We start from the raw sequence: 22,837 nt of genomic DNA on the forward strand, positions 1-22,837 counted from the left end.
ATTATATCATGCGACTGTATTATGGTCAAAATCCTTTTTTTCATACCCGGACTGTCCATCAAGAATTATAATTTCAGCTTCCTTATATTCAATTTTACACTCATGAATCTCTCTTAACAATTCTTCATCCGAAAGAGTATTCAAAAACAATATCTTCGATGACTGCTGTTTTTCTTCCGTATTTTCCTGAATTTCACCCCAAAACTGATCTGCTTTATTTGCAATATAAAATCCAAGTCCAAACAAACAAAATACAGTAACAGCCAATATTCCTTCTGCCATTGTCTTCACCTCTATAGCAGCCTCTTTATAACAAATGACTATATTATATTCGGAAACATTTCTGAAGGGCTCTGTATTCCCCTAATACCAGTAATTTATGATTCTCTTCAAAATACGTATCCGGTGAAATTGCAATACCAAATTCTCCTTCATTTTTTACTGCCAGAATATTAATATTGTAGCGTTTTCTGATATCCAGTTCTCCTACTGTTTTTCCAACCCATTCTTCTGGAACTTCCACTTCAAAAATCGCATGGGATGCATCCACCTCCATATAGTCGAGGATATGATCATCTGTGTAACGGATCGAGGCCCACTTTGCAACCTGCTTTTCCGGATAAACCACTTTATCCGCACCATTACGCAAAAGGAATTTTTCCTGAACATCACGCTCAGCCCTGGATATCACCAGTTTCGCTCCCAGTTCTTTCAGAAGAGAAGTTGTTTCAAGAGAATTCTGAAAGCTTCCTCCAATGGTTACAAAACAGATATCGTAATTTCCTATTCCAAGGGAACGCAAAAATTCAGCATTGGTGCTGTCACCAATCTGCGCATTGGTCACAAATGGTAATGCTTTATCTACTCTCTCCTCATTCCAGTCAACTGCCATAATTTCATGTCCCAGCTGATTCAGCTGCATAGCAATATGTCTTCCAAATCTTCCAAGTCCAATAAGCAATACATTTTTCATAATTATATTTTCTCCTTCTTATCCAACTGTTATTTTCTCCAGAGGCAGTTTTGCATTTCCCCTGTTTCTTCTTGAAAGCACCGCATAAATCAGAGTCAGACCACCTACACGCCCCAGATACATCAGTATAATCAGCACAATTTGCGAAAACATATGAAGCTTCGGTGTAATTCCCAGTGTGAGTCCTACTGTTCCCACAGCTGAAGCAGCTTCATACAGGCAGTCTAAAAGAGGAAGCTCTTCATATACACTGATTGCAAGTCCGCCGCAAAAAAATAACGTAAAATAAAGTATGGCTATTGTCGCCGCATTTTTTATCACATGATATTCCAGCCTCCTGCCAAAAGCCCCTGCATTTTCCTGGCTTCGGAATGTGGCAATTGCATTTAACAAAAGAACTGTAAACGTTGTGGTTTTCATTCCACCAGCTGTAGAACCAGGTGAACCGCCAATCAGCATTAACAATATCATAACAGCTTTTGAGGCTTCACTCATCTTTGAAATATCAATCGTGTTAAATCCGGCAGTTCTTGTAGTTACCGATTGGAACGCCGCAGCTAATAAGCGATTCCCTGCGGATAGATTTTTCAAATCACAGGTGAAGAAAAAAATGATCGGAATTAAAATCAGGCATGCAGTAGTCACAAGGATAATCTTGCTTTGCATGCGATAACGTTTAAACTTCATTTTGTTGGTATAAATATCGTCCCAGGTGAGAAAACCGATTCCCCCTATGATGATCAGAAGCATAATCACTACATTTACAAGAACATTTGCAGAATACCCGGTCAGAGAGGGAAAAGGATTTGCAGATGTTCCCAGAATATCAAATCCTGCATTACAAAAAGCGGAAATAGAATGAAAGACTGACAGCCAGATTCCCTTTCCCTTGTAATCCCATAAAAAAACCGGCAGCAGTAACAATGCCCCTGCAGCTTCAATCAAAAATGTCCCCTTTAAAATAAATCTTGTCAATCTGACGATTCCGCCAACCTTAGGCGCGGAAATCGCATCCTGCAGAGTACTTCTCTGCATAAGGGATATTTTTTTACCGGAAAGAAGGGAAACAGATGCAGCCACCGTTACCACTCCCAGTCCGCCTATTTGTATGAGTACAAGAATAATTGTCTGTCCTGCCAGAGACCAGTAGCTTCCGGTATCCTTTACCACAAGCCCTGTAACGCATACTGCAGAAGTGGCTGTAAAAAGAGCCTCATGAAATGGAGTTGGTATTCTATCTACAGATGAAAAGGGAAGCATTAAAAGAATGCTTCCCAAAAGGATCACTCCTGCAAATCCCAGAATTATTAGCTGAAAAGATGTCAGATGTTTTTTCTTATATGATTTTTTCGGCATAAATGATCAAACTCCTTACAAATGATTACTTTTTTGCTGGAACTTATTATATATAATTGTCTTTAAAGATGGTATAAGAGAATCGGATTCTGTATTAAGATTGTATAAAGATGTGTTTCCGCCATATTCAGCCCGAATTCGGTTGTCGTAGCAAAAAAATAAGCCATTCCGTCAGAAACATATCCAACCAAATGGCTTTTATTCTTATCTTCTATCCAATATTTTATCAAATCGTCTGAAGAAAGTTGAAGTTGTAATGATTGCTGCCAGTATATCACTGATTGGTTCAGCCAGAAAAACGGCAAATACCTTATTCTGAATGAAAAGCGGCAGAATAAAGATCAGCGGAATCAACAGGATCAGTTTTCTTAAGCATGCAAGCAGCAGACTGACTTTCGCCTGTCCCAGTGCCATAAAGCTCTGCTGACAGGAAACCTGAAATCCCAGTGAAAAAATACCAGCCATATAGATTCTCAGTGCCCATGCGGTATACGTGATCAGATCCGTATCATTAGAGAAAATACCTGCAAAGAGCCTGGGAAACAGAAGCATGATCAGCCAGAAGCAGCCGGTAAAAACCGTGCAGACTGTAAACTGCGTAAAAAATGCTTTTTTAACACGCTCTTTATTGCCGGCACCGAAATTATAACTCATGATCGGCTGTCCGCCCTGGCATATTCCCTGCAGCGGTAAGGTTGCAAGCTGGCTGACACTTGTGATAATAGTCATGGCTCCAACCGCAAGATCTCCGCCATATCTTGAAAGGCTGGAGGTGAAACTGATGGACAGAATACTTTCTGTGGACAACATGACAAAAGTGGATATTCCAAGCCCCAGGCATGGTAAAATAATATTTTTTTGTAATTTGAAATTCTCTTTCCTGAGATGGAGAATGGTCTTTTTTCCTGACAGGAAACGAAGAATCCAGATGGCACCAACAGCCTGACTCAAAACAGTAGCAATTGCAGCACCGCTTACGCCCAGGTCAAATACAAAAATAAAAACAGGATCCAGAATAATGTTGATCATCGCACCGATCACAGTGGTCATCATACTGATCTTTGCAAATCCCTGTGTGGTGATAAAGGGATTCATTCCCATTACGATCAGGACAAAAATACTTCCCAGTATATAAATTCTTGCGTATGACACTCCATAAGGAAGGGTCTTATCACTGGCACCAAACATTGTCAAAAGCTGTGGAGCGAAAACGAAAAAAATCACCGTAAGGGCCACAGCCATAAGAATAAGAAGCGAGAAACAGTTTCCAAGAATCTTTTCCGCTGTCGCATTATCCTTTTTTCCCATGGAAATTGCAGCTCTGGGAGCACCTCCTGAACCTGCGAGCATGGCAAAGGCATTAATCAGCATAAGAATTGGCGTAAATAACCCCACACCGGTTAATGCTGCCGCGCCAACACCGGGAATGTGTCCAATATAAATACGGTCTACAATGTTGTACAAAAGATTAATGATCTGTGCCACAACAGCAGGAATTGCAAGCTGCGCCAAAAGACGTGGGATTTTTTCCGTTTCCATTGCCTGTGTATTAGATTTACTACTCATATCTGTTTTCTCCTGACAAATTTTTTGACATAAACCAATAAAATATAAACGAATTATGTCTTCTGATTTTAACTCATATATTTGTCAATATCAAGCTTCTTTTCTGATTTTGCAACGATCAAGGATGCAGCTGTTGCTCATTGCACGCATCCTTCCTCCACTGATCAACAGCCTGTTTACAGCTTATGTTTTCTCCTCCAGATACAATCCTTAAGTACATTTACAAGCCTTGCCGGTTCAAGGGGTTTGGTAAGATGCTCATCCATGCCAGATATCCGGCTGTTTATAATGTCTTCTGCAAATGCATTGGCACTCATGGCAATAACCGGTACGCGCTCTGCATCTGATCTTTTCATGGAACGAATTCTCCGGGCAGTATCCCAGCCGTTTAAGTTTGGCATCATGATATCCATTAAAATCACGTCATAATACCCTGGCTCGGACTTTTCAAATTTCCCAATTGCCTCCAGTCCGTCTTTGGCGCAATCCACAAGAAGCCCGTTATCTTCCAGGATAAAGCTGGCGATTTCCCTGTTCAGCTCATTATCATCAACTACTAATGCCCGGAGACCTTCAAGGGAAATCGTATTCTGGTCCTTTACAAAATCTTCCAGTTTCCGGGCTTTTTCTGCTTCTCCGATTTTGAACGGAATTGTCATGATCACAGTTGTGCCGGTTCCCTCTTTACTTTCGATCCGGATCGTGCCGCCCATTCTGTCTGCCAGCTTCTTTGCAATGGGAAGTCCCAGTCCGGTGCCTTCATATTTCGACCGGCTGGTTTCCTTCTCCTGGGCAAAAAGGTCAAACGCATGTGCCACAAACTCCTGGCTCATACCAGGACCATTATCTGCACAGCCAAATTCATACACTACCCGCTTTTCATCTGCAAACTTCTCTTTACACCATACATGGATTCTTCCGCCTGGTTCTGTAAATTTCACCGCATTATCAGAAATCGCATTCAGAAGCCGTTCCAAATAAACAGAATTTCCGGTTAATAATATATGACTTAGCTCTGATTTTTCCCAATCCACAATGCATTCTATATTTTTCTCAGCTGCCTGAAGCTGCTTTTCTGTGTTGATCCTGCTCAGGATTTCTGTCAGATCAAAAGTAAGCTCCTGATCAACAATATCTCCCGACTCCAGTTTATTCATATCCAGTATATCGTTTACAAGGGAAACCAGATATCTGGAGGAATCCATAATCTTATCCCTGCATTTTTGTTGTATTTCAGGGTCATTGGGATAACGGTTTGCCAGTTCAACCATGCCTATGATCCCATTCATAGGAGTTCGGATATCATGGCTCATATTAGACAGAAACCTGGTTTTAACCGCCGCATCCTTCTTTGCTTCTGCAACCTGGTATATAAGAGTCTGCTCCCTTCTCTTCGCATCACTGATACTTCGAATCGCACAAAGAACATGGGTCAGGCGGCCAGTCTCATCCCTTTTCTTCTCAATAAAGCGCAGACTATGCCAGCTTCCATCCTTCATCCGGTATTCCATAACGACGGATTCTTCGTCTTTCATTCGTTCCGGCAGTGTAGAGATATCTGTAAATTTTTCAAAAGCATCCTGATACTCTTCTGCCACCAGTCCACGGCAAACTCTTTTGTTGTTTTCAGACAGAGTACCTGAATGAATATATTTCAGATGCTCCACATCCCTGTTGGAAATTTCCTCAAAATAATCCGCCTGGATATCAATTCTGGAAATATATTGGTACGTTCTGGCAATGGAGGAAATGATCTCATTTCCTAATCTGGCCTCATTCAATGCTTTTTGCAGTTTCTCCTGGATTTCCTTTTCTTTGTAAAGGATACTGTCTATATTGCGATATCCAAGAAAAGCATCAAAGGTCTCATCATCTGTCTTTCCCTTCACTACATAGGCTTCATAATAGCTATCTTTCCCTTCCTTTGAAACACTGTGGTAATGGTAAGTAAGCTTCTCTTCATGTAAAAGCCTTCTTTTCATATTTGCGCAGAGATGCCAGTCTATAAACTCTTCTTTCTCTTCATCTAGAATAAAATTGTCTGCATATCTTCTCGTATATTCATCAAAAATTTCAGCCGGATGGGGATCTGTCTCCGCCAGCTTCCTGGCATTGGTATTCTCATCCAGCCTCAGTATCTCATATTTACCGGAATTAAGATCTATCCGGTATAAAGATACATACTCTGGCAATAATCTGCTTAAGACATATTTTTCTTTCACAGGATAATCATTTACCTCCTGCCTCGGATCGTCTGTCTTTGTTTTTTCTCGTGAAAGCATAATACCGTTTTAATTTTATCCTTTCTTTTGCTGTTAGAGCGTGTTTGAAAAAGGCTTTCTGCAAGATGTGCTTCACAATTTGTGGGAGATTTCGCCCGGATGAGGGCGCCGTAGCGGGCTACGGCAACTGAATTCGGGCGAAATATACCGCAAAGTGGGGCGTGCAGATTGCGGGAATGATTTTTCAAACACGCTCTAGCATTTGTTTTTGCATGCCAGGCACAAACCACCACGGACGTTTCTGGTGGAGCCGCATAACTTACAAACCTCTGTTATTTCTGGTTTCCAACTGCTGTCCAGCCTCTTCAGGCCTCCGCTGACCTGATCCAACGCTTCATCATCCAGCTCAACAGCTGCCTGACTCATAGGCTTCATGCTCTCTTTTTTGTCATTCACTTCTTTCATAATAGTTTCCTCCTGTATATGATTTTAATATGATTTCACTTTTTACTATAGTAATTATACAAGTTTTTACTTGTGTCTTCAACTGTTTTTTGGCATTTTAGCCAAAACGTTACTGGTCACTCCGTGACTAGTACATCGAAAATTAAGTATCTGCTATATTGACGCAGGATGATTTCGTGCCGCAATTCTCGGGTTTTCTGTGAACCTTGTTCACAAAAAACGCCTCGCGGAAATAATATCTCTGTTTATTCACGCCTGCTTCGTCTGTACTCCATAGCCGTCATACCGCAAGATTTCCGAAAACTCTGCGCCAGATAGCTCTGGGAAGAAAAGCCTGCAAGATGGGCAATGTCAGAAATATCGTGATCTGTATTTTCCAGAAGATTTTTGCAAACCTCAATCCTGCGCCGGTTCAGATAATTAATGGGAGAAATCCCATAATATCGGGTAAACTCGTGGCTTAGATAATACTTATTCAGATGACTTAATGAAGCCAGCTGATCCAGATTGATATCCTCCCAATAGTTGGAATCCAGATAGCGCTTGATCTGTGCACACTCTTTACTTGGATGAAAAGAAGGCACCAGCTGGAAGCCGGAATCTGTAATCCTGCGAAGCTGGGTAATAAGAATGGAAAGCGTGTGTCTGCAAATCTCTTCATAACCCTCTTTTTTTTCATCTAATTCCTGAAAAAGGGAGTGGAAATAAAACAAAAGATCTGTATTAATCTTCCGGCAGTTGAAAATCTGGAATTCCTTCTGATCCCGGAAAGAAAAACTGATTCCATCCACTCCTACAGTATAATAAGAAAGGGGCGCAGCGCTCTGAGAAGTTTCCGTGTGCAGGATATGTGGATTGATAATGACCAAATCGTCCCTGGCAATGGAAAAGCGCTGATTTTCTATAAGAAATTCGCCGCTTCCTCTGGAAACATAAAAAAGCTCCGTAAAAGCATGGGTATGAGAAATGCTTGGCCAGTCCTCTTCGTATCTGGAGGATGAGGCATTCACCAGAACTGCTTCTGTAGAAAGTGGATTATCATTGGAAAAAGAAAAGGAACGTGTACTCATAGATTCTCCTTATGTATCATAAACTATAGTTTGTTGTCCGCGCTGTCAGCTCCCGATCTTTCGAATACAGTGTTTTCAAACAACAAGGAATAAACACTCGCACACTTAGAGTACCATGAAACGGAAAATACAGCAAGATTTCTAAAAACCATAGCAACAACTCTGTTGAAAAACAGCTGTCAAAAACGTATTCTTATATTACAGAAAAAACAACTATCAAACAATATTAACAACCTTTGTAAATAAAAAAGAGAAAAGCGAGGTCGCAAAATGGAACAGAGAAAAGGCAGAGTTACCATTCCTACCAACCTGGATGTGGTAAAGGAAACACTGGATATTATGAATGAGTGGGGCGCAGATGCCATCCGTGACTGTGATGGAACCGAATTCCCACAGGAGCTGAAGGACACCGGTGCGAAAATCTACGCTACCTACTACACCACCCGAAAGGACAATGCCTGGGCAAAGGCTAATCCGGATGAGATCCAGCAAATGTACATTATGAGTTCTTTCCACACCGCAACATCAGACAAACTGGAGATCCACCTTATGGACCACCTGTACCCGGATATGCTGAAGGTGAACACACGCGATGATATCACAAAGTGGTGGGAAGTAATCGACCGTACCACAGGAGCAGTGGTTCCGGCAAGTCAGTGGCATTATGATGAAACGAGCGGAAATGTGGTAATTACACCTGTAAAACCGTTCCATGAGTATACCGTCAGCTTCCTGGCTTATATTATGTGGGATCCGGTACATATGTACAATGCAGTGGTAAACGACTGGAAAGATGTAGAGCCGCAGATCACCTTTGATGTGCGCCAGCCAAAAACAAGAGCTCATTCCCTGGAGCGCCTCCGCAGATTCCTTGATACCCACCAGTATGTGGATGTGGTACGCTTCACCACCTTTTTCCATCAGTTCACCCTGATCTTTGATGAGCTGGCAAGGGAGAAATATGTGGACTGGTTCGGTTATTCCGCATCTGTCAGTCCATATGTGCTGAAGCAGTTTGAAAAAGAGGTCGGCTATCCATTCCGCCCGGAATACATTATCGACCAGGGCTACATGAACAATACCTATCGCATTCCATCCAAGGAATTCAAGGACTTCCAGGCATTCCAGCGCCGCGAGGTCGCGAAGCTTGCAAAGGAAATGGTAGACATTGTCCATGAATATGGCAAAGAAGCCATGATGTTCATGGGTGACCACTGGATCGGTATGGAGCCATTTATGGATGAGTTTGCTTCCATCGGTCTTGATGCTGTGGTTGGAAGTGTAGGAAATGGTGCAACCCTGCGTCTGTTCAGCGATATTAAAAATGTAAAATACACGGAAGGACGATTTCTTCCATACTTTTTCCCGGACACCTTCCACGAAGGTGGAGACCCGGTGAAAGAGGCGAAGGTAAACTGGGTAACTGCAAGGCGTGCCATTCTCAGAAGCCCCATCCAGAGAATTGGTTATGGCGGATATCTGAAGCTGGCTCTTCAGTTCCCGGATTTTGTCCAGTACATTAAAGAGGTCTGCCAGGAATTCCGCACCCTTTATGATAATATCCAGGGTGTGACTCCTTACTGCGTGAAACGTGTTGCTGTGTTAAACTGCTGGGGGCGCATGCGTTCCTGGGGTAATCATATGGTACATCACGCAATCTATTACAAACAGAATTACTCTTATTTTGGCATTATTGAGGCATTAAGCGGTGCACCCTTTGATGTATCCTTTATCAGTTTTGATGATATTCTGGCAGATAAGGATCTGCTGAAAAAATTTGATGTTGTGATCAATGTAGGGGATGCGGATACTGCGCAAAGCGGCGGCGAGTACTGGGTAAATGAAACCATTATTACTGCTGTAAAGGAGTTCGTTTACAATGGTGGCGGTTTCATCGGAGTTGGCGAGCCTGCAGCCCATCAGTGGCAGGGAAAATTCTTCCAGCTGGATGATGTACTGGGTGTGGAAGAAGAAAGAGGCTTCAATTTAAATACCGATAAATACAACTGGGAGGAACACAGAGACCACTTTATTCTGGCTGATGCAGAAGGTGATGTGGACTTCGGTGAGGGCAAAAAGAATATTTTTGCACTTCCGGAAACCCGGATCCTGATCCAGAATGACCATGAGGTACAGATGGCAGTAAAAACCTTTGGAAAAGGCCGCGGTGTTTACATCAGCGGACTTCCATACAGCTTCAGAAACAGCCGTGTGCTCTACCGTGCGGTTCTCTGGTCTGCATCTGCCGAGGACGAACTGAACCGATGGTATTCCACCAATTATAATGTAGAGGTCCACGCTTATGTAAAGAATGGCAAGTACTGTGTCGTAAACAATACTTACGAGTCACAGGATACAGTCGTCTATAAAGGAGATGGCAGCAGCTTCCCGCTTCATATGGATGCAAACGAAATTAAATGGTACCAGATTTAATAGTCATAGGTTTATTATAATTAAACCACATCATATTTCAATAATTCTGTCACGAAGTGTTGGAAAATGGCGCGAATGGTATTATAATAAACCTATCACAAAACAAAGGAAACCATTATGAGAATTGCAATTGTTGATGACATTAAAGAAGAGCGTGACAAGCTCGCAGACGTACTGACGAAACAGCTTTCCAGACGTGGGATTCACGTAAATTTATTTGAATTTGAAAATGGAGAAGATTTTCTTATTGCGGCAAAGGAACGTCCTTTCACCGTCGTTTTTCTGGACATCTACATGAGTGGTGCAAATGGGATCGAGACTGCCAGAGAGCTTCGGACATTTGACTCGGATGCACTTTTAATTTTTACTACCACTTCTACGGATCATGCTCTGGATGGGTTCAAGGTCCGTGCCATGCACTACCTTGTGAAGCCATATCCCGAAAATGAAATTTCAGACCTGATCGATGAGGTTCTTTCCCGGATCCCGGATTCCGGAAAATACATAGATATAAAAGTAAATGGAAGCAATGTACAGGTTCCGTTTCGACATATTATATACGCAGAACATTTTTCCCATATGATCCATATTCACACTACCGGCGGCAAAGAGCTGATCACCCGCCAGTCCTTCGAAGCCTTTACTGCATCCCTGAAAATGGATCCAAGATTTTATCTTTGCAGCAGAGGCGTTGTGATCAATCTGGAGCATGCTGTTGATTTTGATGGAGCCCTGTTTATCCTGGACGATGAAACCCGGATTTCCGTCAGCCGGAAGCTGGTTAAAAATGCAAGACAGACTTTTATGGATTTTCTGTTTCAAAGGGGACATTGAATATGAATACTATATTAAGACCTGTTCTGGAGCTTACGGTAATGATTTCTGGTCTGTTCCTTGCCTATCTGCCGGTACAGACCTATCTGAAACAACCGCCCGGCAGACTGGCTGCATGGCTTGCACCTCTTCTGGCAGGAATCTGTCTCCTGGAAGGAGGATTTTGTTACTTTCTTAACATTCCTACCAGCTCAGTGCTTTTTCCCACTCTGCTGGTACTGATGCTGATCTATCACAAAAGCCTGACTATCTCTATCTGGAAATCCGGCAGCATTTTTCTGGCAGTATGTGCGGTCTTTGCCTGTGTAAACAGCCTTTCCAGAGCAGTGAATGCCATTGTGGCAGAAAGACTTGGACTTCCGGAAACAGAGATCTGGTTTCACACCAGTGCCGGTATTTTTTACAATGTAATATGTCTGCTGTTCGTTGCTGCCGCCTGGTACCCGGCCTCCCATGCAGCCCGCACTATGATCGATGACGAAAATTTAGCCCAGACCTGGTATGTTTTCTGGATACTGCCACTGATTTTTATAGGTCTGAATCTCTTTATGATTCCCAAATATGAGGGAACTCTGTATACTGGACGTATTTTGCAGGGCTACATTGTGATCAGCCTGATGCTTCTTGTAATTCTCATGCTGTTTTACACAATGTTTCTTATGATGGCCAACAGCCTGAATAAAAATGCAAGGCTTCAGCAGGAAAATCATTTTCTCTCCCTTCAGCAGGCACGATATGAGAACCTTTGCTCTGCCATAGAGGAGGCAAGGCAGGCACGACACGATATCCGCCATCACTTTTTGCAGCTTTCTTCCCTTGCGGAAAAGGGAGATCTGGAAAAAATAAAAGAATACCTTTCCAATGCAAACAGTAAAATTCCAGACTACGACCTGCATTTTTGTGAAAACCAGGCGGCTGACAGCGTGATCAGCCATTATGCCGCTCTGGCAAAACGGGAGAACATTCCTTTCCAGGCAAATGCAGCTCTGCCAGCCCACATTTCCATAGACCAGATTGATATGTGCCTGGTCCTCTCCAACCTTCTGGAAAATGCTCTGGAAGCCAGCCTGAAAGCAAAGCCTTTCAACAGGAGAATCCATGCAGAGGTTTACCTTCATCATAAGCACCTTCTCCTGATCCAGGTGGAAAATACCTTTGAAGGGAAAATACAGGAGAAAAATCATATTTTCCAGTCGTCCAAGCGTCCCGGAAACGGAGTGGGAATCCAGTCTGTCCGCCACATTGCAGAAAAGAATGGAGGGGACAGCAGCTTCACTTATGAGAATGGTATTTTTACTGCTAAAATTATGCTGCGCATACAGAAAACAGCCGTTTCTCATCCATAAGCAAAGCAGAGAGGTTTCATGCAGACACACTCTGGAGCGTATCTGAAAAATCATTCCCGCAATCTGCACGCCCCACTTTGCAGTATATTTTCCCTGAATCCAACAAAAAAAGAAAGCTGCAGAACAATATCAAAGATGATACTGTCTGAAGCTTTCTTTTTCTGTATCAATAGACTACAAATGCCATAACCACATACACCAGTATGGATACCAGGCAATACAGAGAATTGGTGGTGGAAACATAAGCGCTTCCATCCTCACTCTTCAGGAAGGTCTGCATACTGAATGTGGCTGGAGCGGACATGTAGCTGATCACTGCAAGGTTCAAAAGCAGGTGATCCCCCACTATGTAATGAATTGCCAGCAGCACTCCCCCGATCATGACTGCCTGAAGAAGAATACGAAGTACAATGGTCCTGATACATGGGGAAAAAAGTTTCTTATCAAATTCAATGCTGAATCCTACCACCAGCAGAATAACTGAGGTTATGGAAGTGGTGAGAATGCTCTCCACACTTGTATAGGTACCTGCAAACGGTCCGGCAAGAAGCTTCTGCACCACACCGGTAAGTCCGGCAATGATTCCCAACACACTTGCAATAAACGCCGGTGTACGTATTGCACTGGAAAACAGTTTTCCCGGATCGATCTTTTCCCCGTTTTCCACCTGTCCGAGCATTCCCATATAGACGCTGAAGCCAAACAGAAGACCTGCAATATCCAGCACAGCGATCTGGGAAAGGTTCTCCGCTCCGCAAAGGCTGGTATATAAAGGATAGGCCATGGAACCGCCTTCGTATACACTGACCATAAAGGGCAGATATTTCCGGTAACGCTCTGCCGGCATAAGCGGGCGGAGTAAAAAACCGATGCTAAAGGAAACAACCAGCATTACAAACATGATTCCAACCAGAATTCCGGTTTCTTTATTATAATCTGCCGTAGCAAGGGCATGGAAAATTGCTACAGGAAGCATGATCTGGGTCACCAGAAGCTTCATATTGTTAATTCCATTCTGATCCAGCAGTTTCAGCCGCTTGCAGGCCATACCCAGAAGGATCATTACCAGTACGGGCAAAATAATTTCCAATACTTTCATTTTATGCACGCTTTCTATGTTTGTTTATAGTTCTTTTATTCATCAAAATCGGTCTCAAATACTCCCTCAGGCGTACGCATGGTAAGAACCCCGAGATTAAAATCATCATCCATTACCGTGATATGATACTCAAAGATTACATCATCCTCAAACTTGGACAGCAGAATATAGCTTCCGTTCTCTTTTCCCTCGATCTGGTCGCAGATATCATCATACACATCTGCACCGGAAATCTCACGCGGATAACCGGAAGCTTTGATTTTTTTCTCAATTGCAGCGTATAATTCTTCCATTTTATGTTCTGCAGCAGTGCATGCCATTAGGGCTTACCCTCTCAGTTCTTTTTGACTGCCGCATACTCCTTTCCTGAATTTTTTTCGATTAAATATGATTGTATAATATCCGCCCCTGAAATGTCAAACCACATTTTAACCAAATCCTGGTTATCGTAATTTCTTCGTGAGCAAAGAAATCCTGATTTGTATGATTTCGTACCATACTTCTCGTTTTTTGTATAATTTTTTATAAATTATCTGTTATTTTATTCTACTCTCTACATTTTTTCCATGGCTTTTGTGGTTTTTTGTTTTTTCTTTTGTGTATTTCGTTGTGTTTTTCTTTGTTTTTGATATTTTTCATTGTTTTTTTTCACCAATTTCTGTTGACATCTGACTGTTTTTGTTGTATGCTATTTTCTACAGAGAGGCACTCCATTTGGTACAAGGATGTATCTATGGAATGCCTCAACTCGTATCTAAAGGGAGGTAATACTTATGAAAATGAAACAGGTTTTAGCAACAGGCGCAGCTTTATCAATGGCTCTCTCCATGGCTCCGGTCACCGCATCCGCCGCAGACAAAGTAGACATAAACGTCATTGCTGCACAGTATGGCCAGCAGACTGCTGACTGGTGGGCGAACTTCGTGACAGAATTTAATGAAGCAAACCCGGACATTAACCTGAACGTAGAGGTTGTTTCCTGGAACGATATCTACACCGTAGTAAATACCCGTATCGCCAATGGCGAAGCTCCTGATGTCCTGAATATCGACGTATTCGCAGATTATCAGGCAGATGATCTCCTTCTTCCGATCCAGGACGTTGTTTCTGAAGAGACCTACAGCAAGATGTACGATGCATTCCTTGCACAGTCTGAAGTAGACGGAACTGTATGGGCTATCCCGGATCTTGCATCTGCACGTGCTATGTACTATAACAAAGACATCCTTGATGCAGCAGGCGTAGAAGTTCCTACTACATGGGATGAGCTGAAAGCTGCTTGTGAAGCCCTTAAAGCTTATGATGACAGCATTTATCCATGGGGTATCGATATGACTACTGACGAAGGTCAGGCAGCATTCGCATACTACACCTGGAACAACGGCGGCGGATTTGTTGACGATGAAGGTAACTGGACACTGAACAGTGAGCAGAACGTTGAAGCAATCCAGTACGCAATCGATCTTGTAAATTCCGGTTACACAAACACCGATCCTGCTAACGATACCCGTTACGATCTGCAGGATATGTTCGGCGCAGGTAAGGTTGCTATGCTCATCGCACCGAACAGCTTACCTACCTACATTGCTACAGGCGGAAATGAAGTAAACTACGGCGTTGCTTCCATTCCTTCCAATACAGGCGAGTCTGTATCTGCAGGTGTTATGGACCGCTTCATGTGCTTCGATAACGACTACTCAGATGATGAGAAAGCTGCTATCTCCACATTCTTTGATTATTTCTATGATGATGCCCGTTATACAGAGTGGGTTGACATGGAGGGATTCCTTCCGGCAACCAAGTCCGGCGGCGAGGCTCTCGCAGCAGCTAACGAAGATATGGCAAGCTGGATTGATATCTTAGACAGCTGTAAATTCTATCCAACAGCGAAAGCAGAATGGGCAGATGTAAAACAGGGCGTTATCAACGTAGAGCAGAATGCTCTTCTTGGCGGCGACGTTCAGGAATTACTGGATGACCTTCAGGCAGAAATCGCTGGCTGATCTTAATCCACTGTTTTTCCCATTACGAGGAAGATAATGGGCCGGACTTACGGGTCCGGTCCATTTTTAAGTTTGCGAAGCAAACGCTACTTCTTGTGCCAGGCACAAGAAGGTTCCACCTTTTTGCGAAGCAAACGCTGCTTCTTGTATTTGTCACAAGAAGGTTCTGTTTTTCTGCGTAACAAACGCCGTTTTCTGTGCTTGTCTGCGCAGCGTCAACGCTATTTTTATAAAAAGAGAGGTATCCCTGTGAAGAAAAAATTCAAAAAAGTGGAACCATATGTATGGATCCTGCCAAGTGTCCTTCTCATGGCAATTTTCATCCTGGTTCCTATTATCTTTGTATTCCGTATGGCCTTAAGCGACGTCAGCAAAGCTGGTCTGATCAAAGGCTTCGCCGGATTGGAAAATTTCCGCAAGGTAACAAGCAGCCCTGTTTTTGCCATGGTGCTGAAAAACACCCTTGTGTGGACCGTTGCCGTAGTCGGCATCTCCACACTCCTTGGATTTATCCTTGCGATCCTCCTCAACAATGAATTTAAAGGCCGTAAGCTTGCACGTGCCGTTGTTGTTTTCCCATGGGCCACAACCCTGATCGTTCAGGCAAGTATCTGGAAATTCATCATCGACACAGATTACGGTACCTTAAATACACTGTTGATGAAGCTTGGCATTATTGACCACGCTGTGAACTGGACTCCTACTGCCGGTGCTTATTTCGCCTGGGAAATTGCCTGCGGTATTTTTGTTACCATTCCATTTGTAACCTTTACCGTACTTTCCGGTCTGCAGAGTATTGATGCCAGCTACTATGAGGCAGCAGCCGTAGACGGAGCCAGTTACTGGCAGAAAATGTTCCAGATCACCATCCCGCTGGTACGTCCGAATCTTACCATCAGTACCATCCTGAACATTATCTACGTATTTAACTCTTTTCCGATCATATGGACCATAACCAAGGGTGACCCTGCTAACCGTACCGACACCCTGGTTACCTATCTGTACAAACTGGCCTTCTACAACGGCAAACAGGGACAGGCAGCAGCCGTATCTGTTATCGGCTTCCTGATTCTTCTTTTCTGCGCCAGCCTGTACATGGTTTCCGTACTGAAGAAAGGAGACGAATAATATGGCAAACACCAATGCTTCAGTTAAGAAAAAAAATACCAGAAACACAGTTTTGCGTGTATTGCTCTATGTAGTGATCATCGCCATCTGTCTGATAACTTTATACCCATATTTTGTAACTGTATGTACTGCTCTTAAAAGCCGCGCGGAAATCTTTTCCATGAATGGAACTATTTTCCCTGTTGAGGCCATCTGGTCCAACTTCACAGACGTATGGAAGCTGGCTCCCATGAGCAATTACATGATGAACTCCATTGTGATCGCAGGAGGCTCCACTCTTCTGGCTATGGTCTGCGGTATCCCAGCTGCTTATGCCCTGTCCAGAATGAAATTCAAAGGCCAGACTGCTTTTCTGGGATTTGTTATTGTCTCCCAGATGTTCGCACCGGTTGTACTTCTCATCGGTATCTACAAGGTTATGATGGCGTTCCATCTTACCAACAGCATTATCGGCCTGATCTTTATCAACGCAGCATTTAACCAGGCATTTGCTATCTGGCTGCTCCGCGGTACTTTCCTGAGCATCTCCCCTGAGATGGAGCAGGCTGCCACTATTGACGGCTGTAACCGCGTACATGCCCTTTTAAGGATCCTTCTGCCTGTTGCTGCACCTGGTATCGTTACAGCGCTTATTTTCGTATTTATCAACGCCTGGAACGAATATACAGTGGCACTGACACTGATCTCCACTGATACCTTCAAGCCTCTCACCGTTGGTATCAATATTTTCAACGGTTACAATATGATCGAGTGGCAGTATCTGTTTGCTGCTTCCCTCTATGCAATTGTTCCAGTTGTGATTCTGTTCGTCGGAATCGAAAAAAATCTGGTTGGAGGACTCACTTCTGGTGGTGTCAAGGGTTGATTTTTATTTTTTTCCAAGTATAATAGAGGAAGATGCGGACGCGAGAAAGGGTTGCCCAGGGCAGCCCTTTGTTCATGCCCCATAACTATTCAGAAGGCAGTATTCCGCCAGGTGTTTTTGTGAACATTGTTCACAGCTGCGGCGCGAAATCATACAAAGCATGTTACTGGTCATCCAGTAACTGTTTTATTGTGTACGGTAAAATTTCACATACGGAATAACCCCGATGATTCCGCACATTTCAGGAACTCTATACCGGAGATCACCGAATGATTCTTCTGTCCTGCTGACGAAAATTCAGCACATTTCACAGATTTTTAAAATCAATGGTTTTGACCTTGACTTTTCTGTAGAATACTGTAATATTGATAGTGCACAACATCTAGTATGTAATCAAAGATTTAAACACAATATATGGAGGGATTTGAAAGAATGAGTACTGAGGTCAATGCAAACGTCATTAAACGAAATGGCGTGGAAGTTATTTTTGATAAGGCGAAGATCATCAACGCCGTTGAAAAAGCGAATGAGGAGGTTTCTAAGCTTCACAGGCTGAGTCATTACCAGATCACAGCGCTTGCTGATATGATTGCCACCCGTGCCCTTGAATCCTCCCACGCTGTCAATGTGGAAGATATTCAGGATATGGTAGAGACCGGCATTATGGAGATGCGCGGTTATGAGGTTGCACAGAAGTATGTGCGCTATCGCTACAAGAGAGAGCTTACCCGCAAGTCCAATACCACAGACGACAGCATCCTTGCTCTTCTTGACCAGATTAATGAGAATGCCAAGCAGGAGAACTCCAATAAGAACCCTACTATTAACTCTACCCAGCGTGATTACATGGCAGGCGAGGTCAGCAAGGACCTGACCATGCGTGTTCTTCTTCCTGAGGAGATCGTAAAGGCTCACGACGAGGGAATCATTCATTTCCATGATTCCGATTACTACGCACAGCGTGAGCATAACTGTGACCTGATCAATCTGCAGGATATGCTCCAGAACGGCACGGTTATCAGCCAGACACTGATTGAGAAGCCTCACAGCTTCTTTACCGCATGTAACGTTACCACACAGATCGTCGCACAGGTAGCCAGCAATCAGTACGGCGGACAGTCCTTCTCTCTCGCCCATCTGGCTCCTTTTGTAGACATCAGCCGCCAGAAGATCCGTAACAAGGTAATCGAGGAACGTAAGGCTTGCGGTGAGCCTCTTGATGATGAGATCATCCAGAAGGTATCGGAACGCAGACTGAAGGATGAGATCCAGAGTGGTATCCAGACGATCCAGTACCAGCTGATCACTCTTATGACCTGTAACGGACAGGCACCATTTGTAACGATTTTCATGTATCTTGATGAAGTTCCGGAGGGACGCACCCGTGATGACCTTGCACTGATCATCGAGGAAGTTATGAAGCAGCGTATGCAGGGTGTTAAGAACGAGCGCGGTGCGTGGATCACACCTGCATTCCCGAAGCTGATCTATGTGCTGGATGAGGATAACATCCACGAGGATTCCAAATATTGGTACCTCACAGAGCTTGCAGCGAAATGTACTGCCAAGCGTATGGTTCCGGATTACATCTCAGCCAAGATCATGCGCCAGTTAAAAAACGGCAATGTTTACACCTGCATGGGATGCCGTTCCTTCCTTACCGTTGAGGAGAAACAGAAGAACCCGGACGGTTCCTACAAGTTCTACGGTCGTTTTAACCAGGGTGTTGTTACCATTAACCTTGTAGATGTAGCCTGCTCCTCAGACGGCGATTTTGATAAGTTCTGGGAGATTCTGGAGGAGCGCCTGGAGCTTTGCCACAGAGCACTCCGCTGCAGACATGAGCGTCTTCTTGGCACAGTTTCCGATGTTGCCCCGATCCTGTGGCAGTATGGTGCTCTTGCACGGCTTAAGAAGGGTGAGACCATTGACAAGCTTCTTTATGACGGCTATTCTACGATCTCACTTGGATATGCAGGTCTCCATGAGATGTGCATGAGAATGTACGGAAAGCCTCATACAGACCCTGAGGTTCGTCCGTTTGCGCTGAAGGTTATGCAGCGCCTCAATGACAAATGTGCCCAGTGGAAGGCAGCTGAGAACATCAGCTACTCTGTATATGGCACTCCGATGGAATCCACCACATACAAGTTTTCCAAATGTCTCCAGAAGCGTTTTGGCATCATTCCAGGAGTTACGGATAAGAATTATATTACAAACAGCTATCACGTTCACGTTACTGAGGAGATCGACGCATTCTCCAAGCTGAAATTCGAGTCTGAATTCCAGAAGCTTTCTCCAGGAGGAGCCATCAGCTACGTGGAAGTTCCGAATATGAAGCAGAATATTCCGGCAGTTCTCTCTGTTATGAAGTTTATCTATGATAACATCATGTATGCAGAGCTGAATACCAAGAGTGATTTCTGTGATGTCTGCGGATATGACGGAGAGATCCAGATCAAAGAAGACGAGAACGGCAAGCTGATCTGGGAATGCCCGAACTGCGGTAACCGCAATCAGGACAAGATGAGCGTTGCCAGAAGAACCTGCGGATACATCGGTACCCAGTTCTGGAACCAGGGACGTACCCAGGAGATCAAGGATCGTGTATTACATCTGTAATAAGTAATGGTTTCCGGGTTTTCTGCAAGATGTGTGTATTTGATTATCAGGCACAGGAGGAAAAGAGGAATCAGTTATGAACTACGGAAACATTAAATCCTACGACATAGCAGACGGCACAGGCGTGCGTGTAAGCCTGTTCGTATCTGGCTGCAGGCACCACTGTAAGGGCTGTTTTAACGCACCTACGTGGGATTTTAACTACGGTAAGCCATTTACCCGGGAGACTCAGGATAAGCTCCTGGAGCTGCTTGCTCCGTCTTATATAGAGGGCTTCTCCCTACTCGGCGGCGAGCCATTCGAGCCAGAGAATCAGCCTGTTCTGGCAGAGCTTCTGGAAGAGATCAGGCGTACCTTTCCGGATAAATCCATCTGGTGTTACAGTGGATATCTTTTTGACAAAGATATGGTTCCCGGAGGTAAGATCTACACTCCTTTTACAGACCGGATGCTTTCCTGCATCGACGTTCTGGTAGACGGAGAGTTTATTCAGGAATTGAAAAACCTCTCCCTTCAGTTCAGAGGGAGCAGCAATCAGCGAATTCTGCATTTAAAAGATGGTAAGCTTATTAAAGAAGGCCTGTGATACGGGTCTTCTTTTCTTATATCTGCATTCAAATAGTTGCATAAGTTTTTACATCTGGGTAATCGAAAATCCCCCTCCTGTCTAACAGGAGGGGGATTTTATTACACTTTATTTATTTTGCTTTCGCATATTTTGGTGTGCTGTAAGAAGAATAGATTGGAACACCTGCTTCGTTGTTTCCAACGGCGCGTACTTTGTAATAATACTTGGTTCCAGCTTTCTTGGAGCTCTTGTCAACATATTTCACTTTGGAGCCTTTTGTAATAGTTCCTACCAGTTTGTATCCGGAACCTTTCTTAGTGGAACGGTATACCTGATATCCGGTAGCTCCTGTTACTTTCTTCCAGCTGACAGTAATCTTGCCCTTTGTTGCTTTCGCTTTTGGACTGGTTGGCTTCGCGATCTTTGCTGTGGAAACTATAGCACTTGCAGATTTGCTTGCACCACTTGTATATGTTTCATCAGCAGAATCTTTGTACTCATAGGACTTACCATTCTTGTAAGCAATTACATAATAGTAATATTTTACTCCTGCTTTCGGTCCTTTGTACTCTGTGCTTGTTGCACCATTATAGGTGTACTTGATCTCGCGATCTGTAATAGTCGTTTCCTTCAGTTCACTAACGAATTTGTATCCGCTGACTGTTGTGGAATCAGCAACATAATTCGGGACAGTTGCACTGGAACCGTAACTATAGCTGTAAGAATTGCTGTCTTTGTTATATCTGTTCCAGGAAGAGGTGGTTCTGTATACACGATAGTAATCAGCACCTGCTACCGGATTCCATGTTACAGTAATACTTCCATCTGCTTTGTTTGCAACAGCTTTTACATTGCCAGGAGTTGCTAAAACAGGATTAACTGTTGCTCTGATTTCATTGCTGTATTCCTGTCCTCTGTATGCACGTACACGATAGGTTGTTTCCGTATCTGCTGCCGGGAATGTAATGGAAGATGTGGAAGCTTTCAGTGTCTTATAGGTTTCCCATGCACCAGTCTCTTCATTTCTCTTCTCAACCAGATAACCCTTTCCTGCATATACCGGCTGCCAGCTTAACTTCATCTTACCGTTTGCATAAGAAATTCTGTTAACGGTAGTCATCTCGAAGCTAAGATTTGCATATACACCTTCATCAATGTAATACTTGCTGTTTCCTACAGTCTTGTATGCTCTTACAAGATAGTAATAATCCATACCGCTCTGAAGCTTCTTGTCTGTATAACTGGAAGCCTTTGCACTTGTAGTCTTGATCAGTTTATACTTAGCAAAATTGTTGGTCATGCCAGCTGCTACAGTATCTCCAATAGAAGATCCTTCACATCTGTAAATCTCATATCCCTTAGCACCTTTGATCTTGGTCCAGGACAGTTTTACAGAAGTTGTGCTCTTAGGTGTTGCTTTCAGCTTCAGCGCACCGCCCCAGGTAGTAACCTTATTATAAGCCCATGCTCCATAAGTGGTCTTGCCTGTTTCGGAATCATAATAATATGGTCTTACTCTGTAAGTATAGGTAGTATCTGCTTTCAGTTTGGTGTTCTTATAAACGCTGTCTGTAGTTTTGGCAATTGTTTTATATTTCTTGCCATTCTTTCTCTGGATCTGATAGCCGGTAAGCCAGCTTTCTGATCCGCTTTCAGCGCTCATCTTTAAGGTAACGGTCTTAGCTGTGATAACATTTGTTACAGATATATTCGGCATACCAGCGTTAAATGATGCTGTATTTGTGTATGCACTGTATTTCTGTGCAAGTGTAGCTGCCTTATCATTTTTTACACGGGCACGCACATAATAGGTCTTGCCTGGTGTAAGTGATTCAAAGTAAAGTGTTGCCTTATTATTCTCACCAGAAATACAATCTGTAACCTTGTAATCATTTACAAATTCAGGTGATTCGGAATACCAGAATTCTACATCTTCTTCTTTTCTTACAGTTCCGTCATAGGAGAATACATAACCATCCGGTGTTTTCTCAACCAGCTTCAGGTTGCTGATCGCTGAAGTGGCTTTGGAGACATTGACAGCTACTACATTGGAAGGAGTACCGTATTTCTTGTTTCCGCTCTTGTCTTTTACATAAGCGACAACTCTTACATAGGTTGCTCCTTCTTTTAATAAGGATTTTCTCAATGTAAGTGCATCATCATCCTCATAGTACTCATCTTCATCTTCATCATAGTAACCACTGGAAGAAGCTGTTACCCAGTCCTCTTCGGAAGGCTGTGCCTTATCTGTGTACTGGAGCTCATAAGAGTCGCCCTCTTCCAGAAC

At 43.5% G+C, this 22,837-nt stretch carries 17 protein-coding genes and 3 pseudogenes; 9 read left to right on the forward strand and 11 right to left on the reverse strand.

Annotated features, from left to right (window positions below; genetic code table 11):
* Positions 1-6: 6 nt before the first annotated feature.
* From AB5170_RS13565 to AB5170_RS13590, 6 genes and pseudogenes are all read right to left on the reverse strand, one after another.
* Positions 7-282, reverse strand: coding sequence for a hypothetical protein (locus AB5170_RS13565; protein ID WP_148462027.1), 276 nt, complete (start codon positions 280-282; stop codon positions 7-9).
* Between the two features lie 43 nt (positions 283-325).
* A complete protein-coding gene (locus AB5170_RS13570) occupies positions 326-973 on the reverse strand; it encodes a TrkA family potassium uptake protein (protein ID WP_148462026.1) in 648 nt (215 codons plus the stop codon).
* Between the two features lie 18 nt (positions 974-991).
* Positions 992-2,329, reverse strand: a complete 1,338-nt coding sequence (locus tag AB5170_RS13575; RefSeq protein ID WP_148462025.1) for a TrkH family potassium uptake protein — start codon at positions 2,327-2,329, stop codon at positions 992-994.
* Positions 2,330-2,533: 204 nt separating this feature from the next.
* Entirely contained in the window at positions 2,534-3,895 is a 1,362-nt protein-coding gene (locus tag AB5170_RS13580; RefSeq protein ID WP_148462024.1) for an MATE family efflux transporter, read from the reverse strand.
* A gap of 176 nt (positions 3,896-4,071) precedes the next feature.
* Positions 4,072-6,117, reverse strand: coding sequence for a hybrid sensor histidine kinase/response regulator (locus tag AB5170_RS13585; RefSeq protein ID WP_173771414.1), 2,046 nt, complete (start codon positions 6,115-6,117; stop codon positions 4,072-4,074).
* Between the two features lie 11 nt (positions 6,118-6,128).
* Positions 6,129-6,305: pseudogene (locus AB5170_RS13590) on the reverse strand (DUF6783 domain-containing protein); the annotation flags it as partial.
* Here AB5170_RS13590 and AB5170_RS13595 point away from each other — a divergent pair.
* A pseudogene (locus AB5170_RS13595) lies at positions 6,243-6,497 on the forward strand (DUF6783 domain-containing protein). The pseudogenes AB5170_RS13590 and AB5170_RS13595 overlap by 63 nt on opposite strands.
* 330 nt (positions 6,498-6,827) lie before the next feature.
* Here the strand turns inward: AB5170_RS13595 and AB5170_RS13600 are convergent.
* Positions 6,828-7,652: a helix-turn-helix domain-containing protein gene (locus tag AB5170_RS13600; protein WP_173771413.1), complete on the reverse strand. Its 825-nt coding sequence runs from the start codon at positions 7,650-7,652 to the stop codon at positions 6,828-6,830.
* Between the two features lie 270 nt (positions 7,653-7,922).
* Here AB5170_RS13600 and gnpA point away from each other — a divergent pair, with 270 nt between their 5' ends.
* From gnpA to AB5170_RS13615, 3 genes are all read left to right on the forward strand, one after another.
* Positions 7,923-10,085: a 1,3-beta-galactosyl-N-acetylhexosamine phosphorylase gene (gnpA, locus tag AB5170_RS13605; protein WP_368361791.1), complete on the forward strand. Its 2,163-nt coding sequence runs from the start codon at positions 7,923-7,925 to the stop codon at positions 10,083-10,085.
* 117 nt (positions 10,086-10,202) lie between these two features.
* Positions 10,203-10,919 carry a LytTR family DNA-binding domain-containing protein gene (locus AB5170_RS13610; RefSeq protein WP_118578074.1) on the forward strand — a complete coding sequence of 239 codons (717 nt, stop codon included), beginning with the start codon at positions 10,203-10,205 and terminating at the stop codon, positions 10,917-10,919.
* Between the two features lie 2 nt (positions 10,920-10,921).
* Positions 10,922-12,265 (forward strand): sensor histidine kinase, encoded by a 1,344-nt coding sequence (locus AB5170_RS13615; protein WP_195379717.1) that lies wholly within the window; start codon positions 10,922-10,924, stop codon positions 12,263-12,265.
* Positions 12,266-12,289: 24 nt separating this feature from the next.
* On the opposite strand, the pseudogene AB5170_RS13620 reads toward AB5170_RS13615, so the two are convergent.
* The 3 genes and pseudogenes from AB5170_RS13620 to AB5170_RS13630 form a co-directional block, all read right to left on the reverse strand.
* A pseudogene (locus tag AB5170_RS13620) lies at positions 12,290-12,364 on the reverse strand (DUF6783 domain-containing protein); the annotation flags it as partial.
* 67 nt (positions 12,365-12,431) lie between these two features.
* On the reverse strand, positions 12,432-13,364 hold the full coding sequence (locus AB5170_RS13625; protein WP_173771406.1) for an AEC family transporter: 933 nt from the start codon (positions 13,362-13,364) through the stop codon (positions 12,432-12,434).
* 35 nt (positions 13,365-13,399) lie between these two features.
* Positions 13,400-13,657 (reverse strand): hypothetical protein, encoded by a 258-nt coding sequence (locus tag AB5170_RS13630; RefSeq protein WP_148462016.1) that lies wholly within the window; start codon positions 13,655-13,657, stop codon positions 13,400-13,402.
* A gap of 480 nt (positions 13,658-14,137) precedes the next feature.
* On the opposite strand from AB5170_RS13630, the gene AB5170_RS13635 reads away from it, so the two are divergent.
* The 5 genes from AB5170_RS13635 (at position 14,138) to nrdG (ending at position 20,568) form a co-directional block, all read left to right on the forward strand.
* Entirely contained in the window at positions 14,138-15,367 is a 1,230-nt protein-coding gene (locus AB5170_RS13635; protein WP_226815019.1) for an ABC transporter substrate-binding protein, read from the forward strand.
* A 249-nt stretch (positions 15,368-15,616) separates the two neighbouring features.
* Positions 15,617-16,495 (forward strand): carbohydrate ABC transporter permease, encoded by an 879-nt coding sequence (locus AB5170_RS13640; protein WP_227199023.1) that lies wholly within the window; start codon positions 15,617-15,619, stop codon positions 16,493-16,495.
* Position 16,496: 1 nt separating this feature from the next.
* Positions 16,497-17,360, forward strand: a complete 864-nt coding sequence (locus AB5170_RS13645) for a carbohydrate ABC transporter permease (RefSeq protein ID WP_118578072.1) — start codon at positions 16,497-16,499, stop codon at positions 17,358-17,360.
* Positions 17,361-17,792: 432 nt separating this feature from the next.
* Positions 17,793-19,982, forward strand: a complete 2,190-nt coding sequence (gene nrdD / locus AB5170_RS13650) for an anaerobic ribonucleoside-triphosphate reductase (protein WP_118578071.1) — start codon at positions 17,793-17,795, stop codon at positions 19,980-19,982.
* Positions 19,983-20,058: 76 nt separating this feature from the next.
* Positions 20,059-20,568, forward strand: coding sequence for an anaerobic ribonucleoside-triphosphate reductase activating protein (gene nrdG / locus AB5170_RS13655; RefSeq protein ID WP_118578070.1), 510 nt, complete (start codon positions 20,059-20,061; stop codon positions 20,566-20,568).
* 112 nt (positions 20,569-20,680) lie between these two features.
* Here the strand turns inward: nrdG and AB5170_RS13660 are convergent.
* On the reverse strand, positions 20,681-22,837 hold a 2,157-nt coding region (locus AB5170_RS13660), incomplete at its 5' end, for a hypothetical protein (protein WP_368365076.1).

This window comes from Ruminococcus sp. RTP21484sp1_RTP21281st1_A8_RTP21281_210402 (genome assembly GCF_040914025.1).
Lineage (GTDB): Bacteria > Bacillota > Clostridia > Lachnospirales > Lachnospiraceae > Blautia_A > Blautia_A faecis.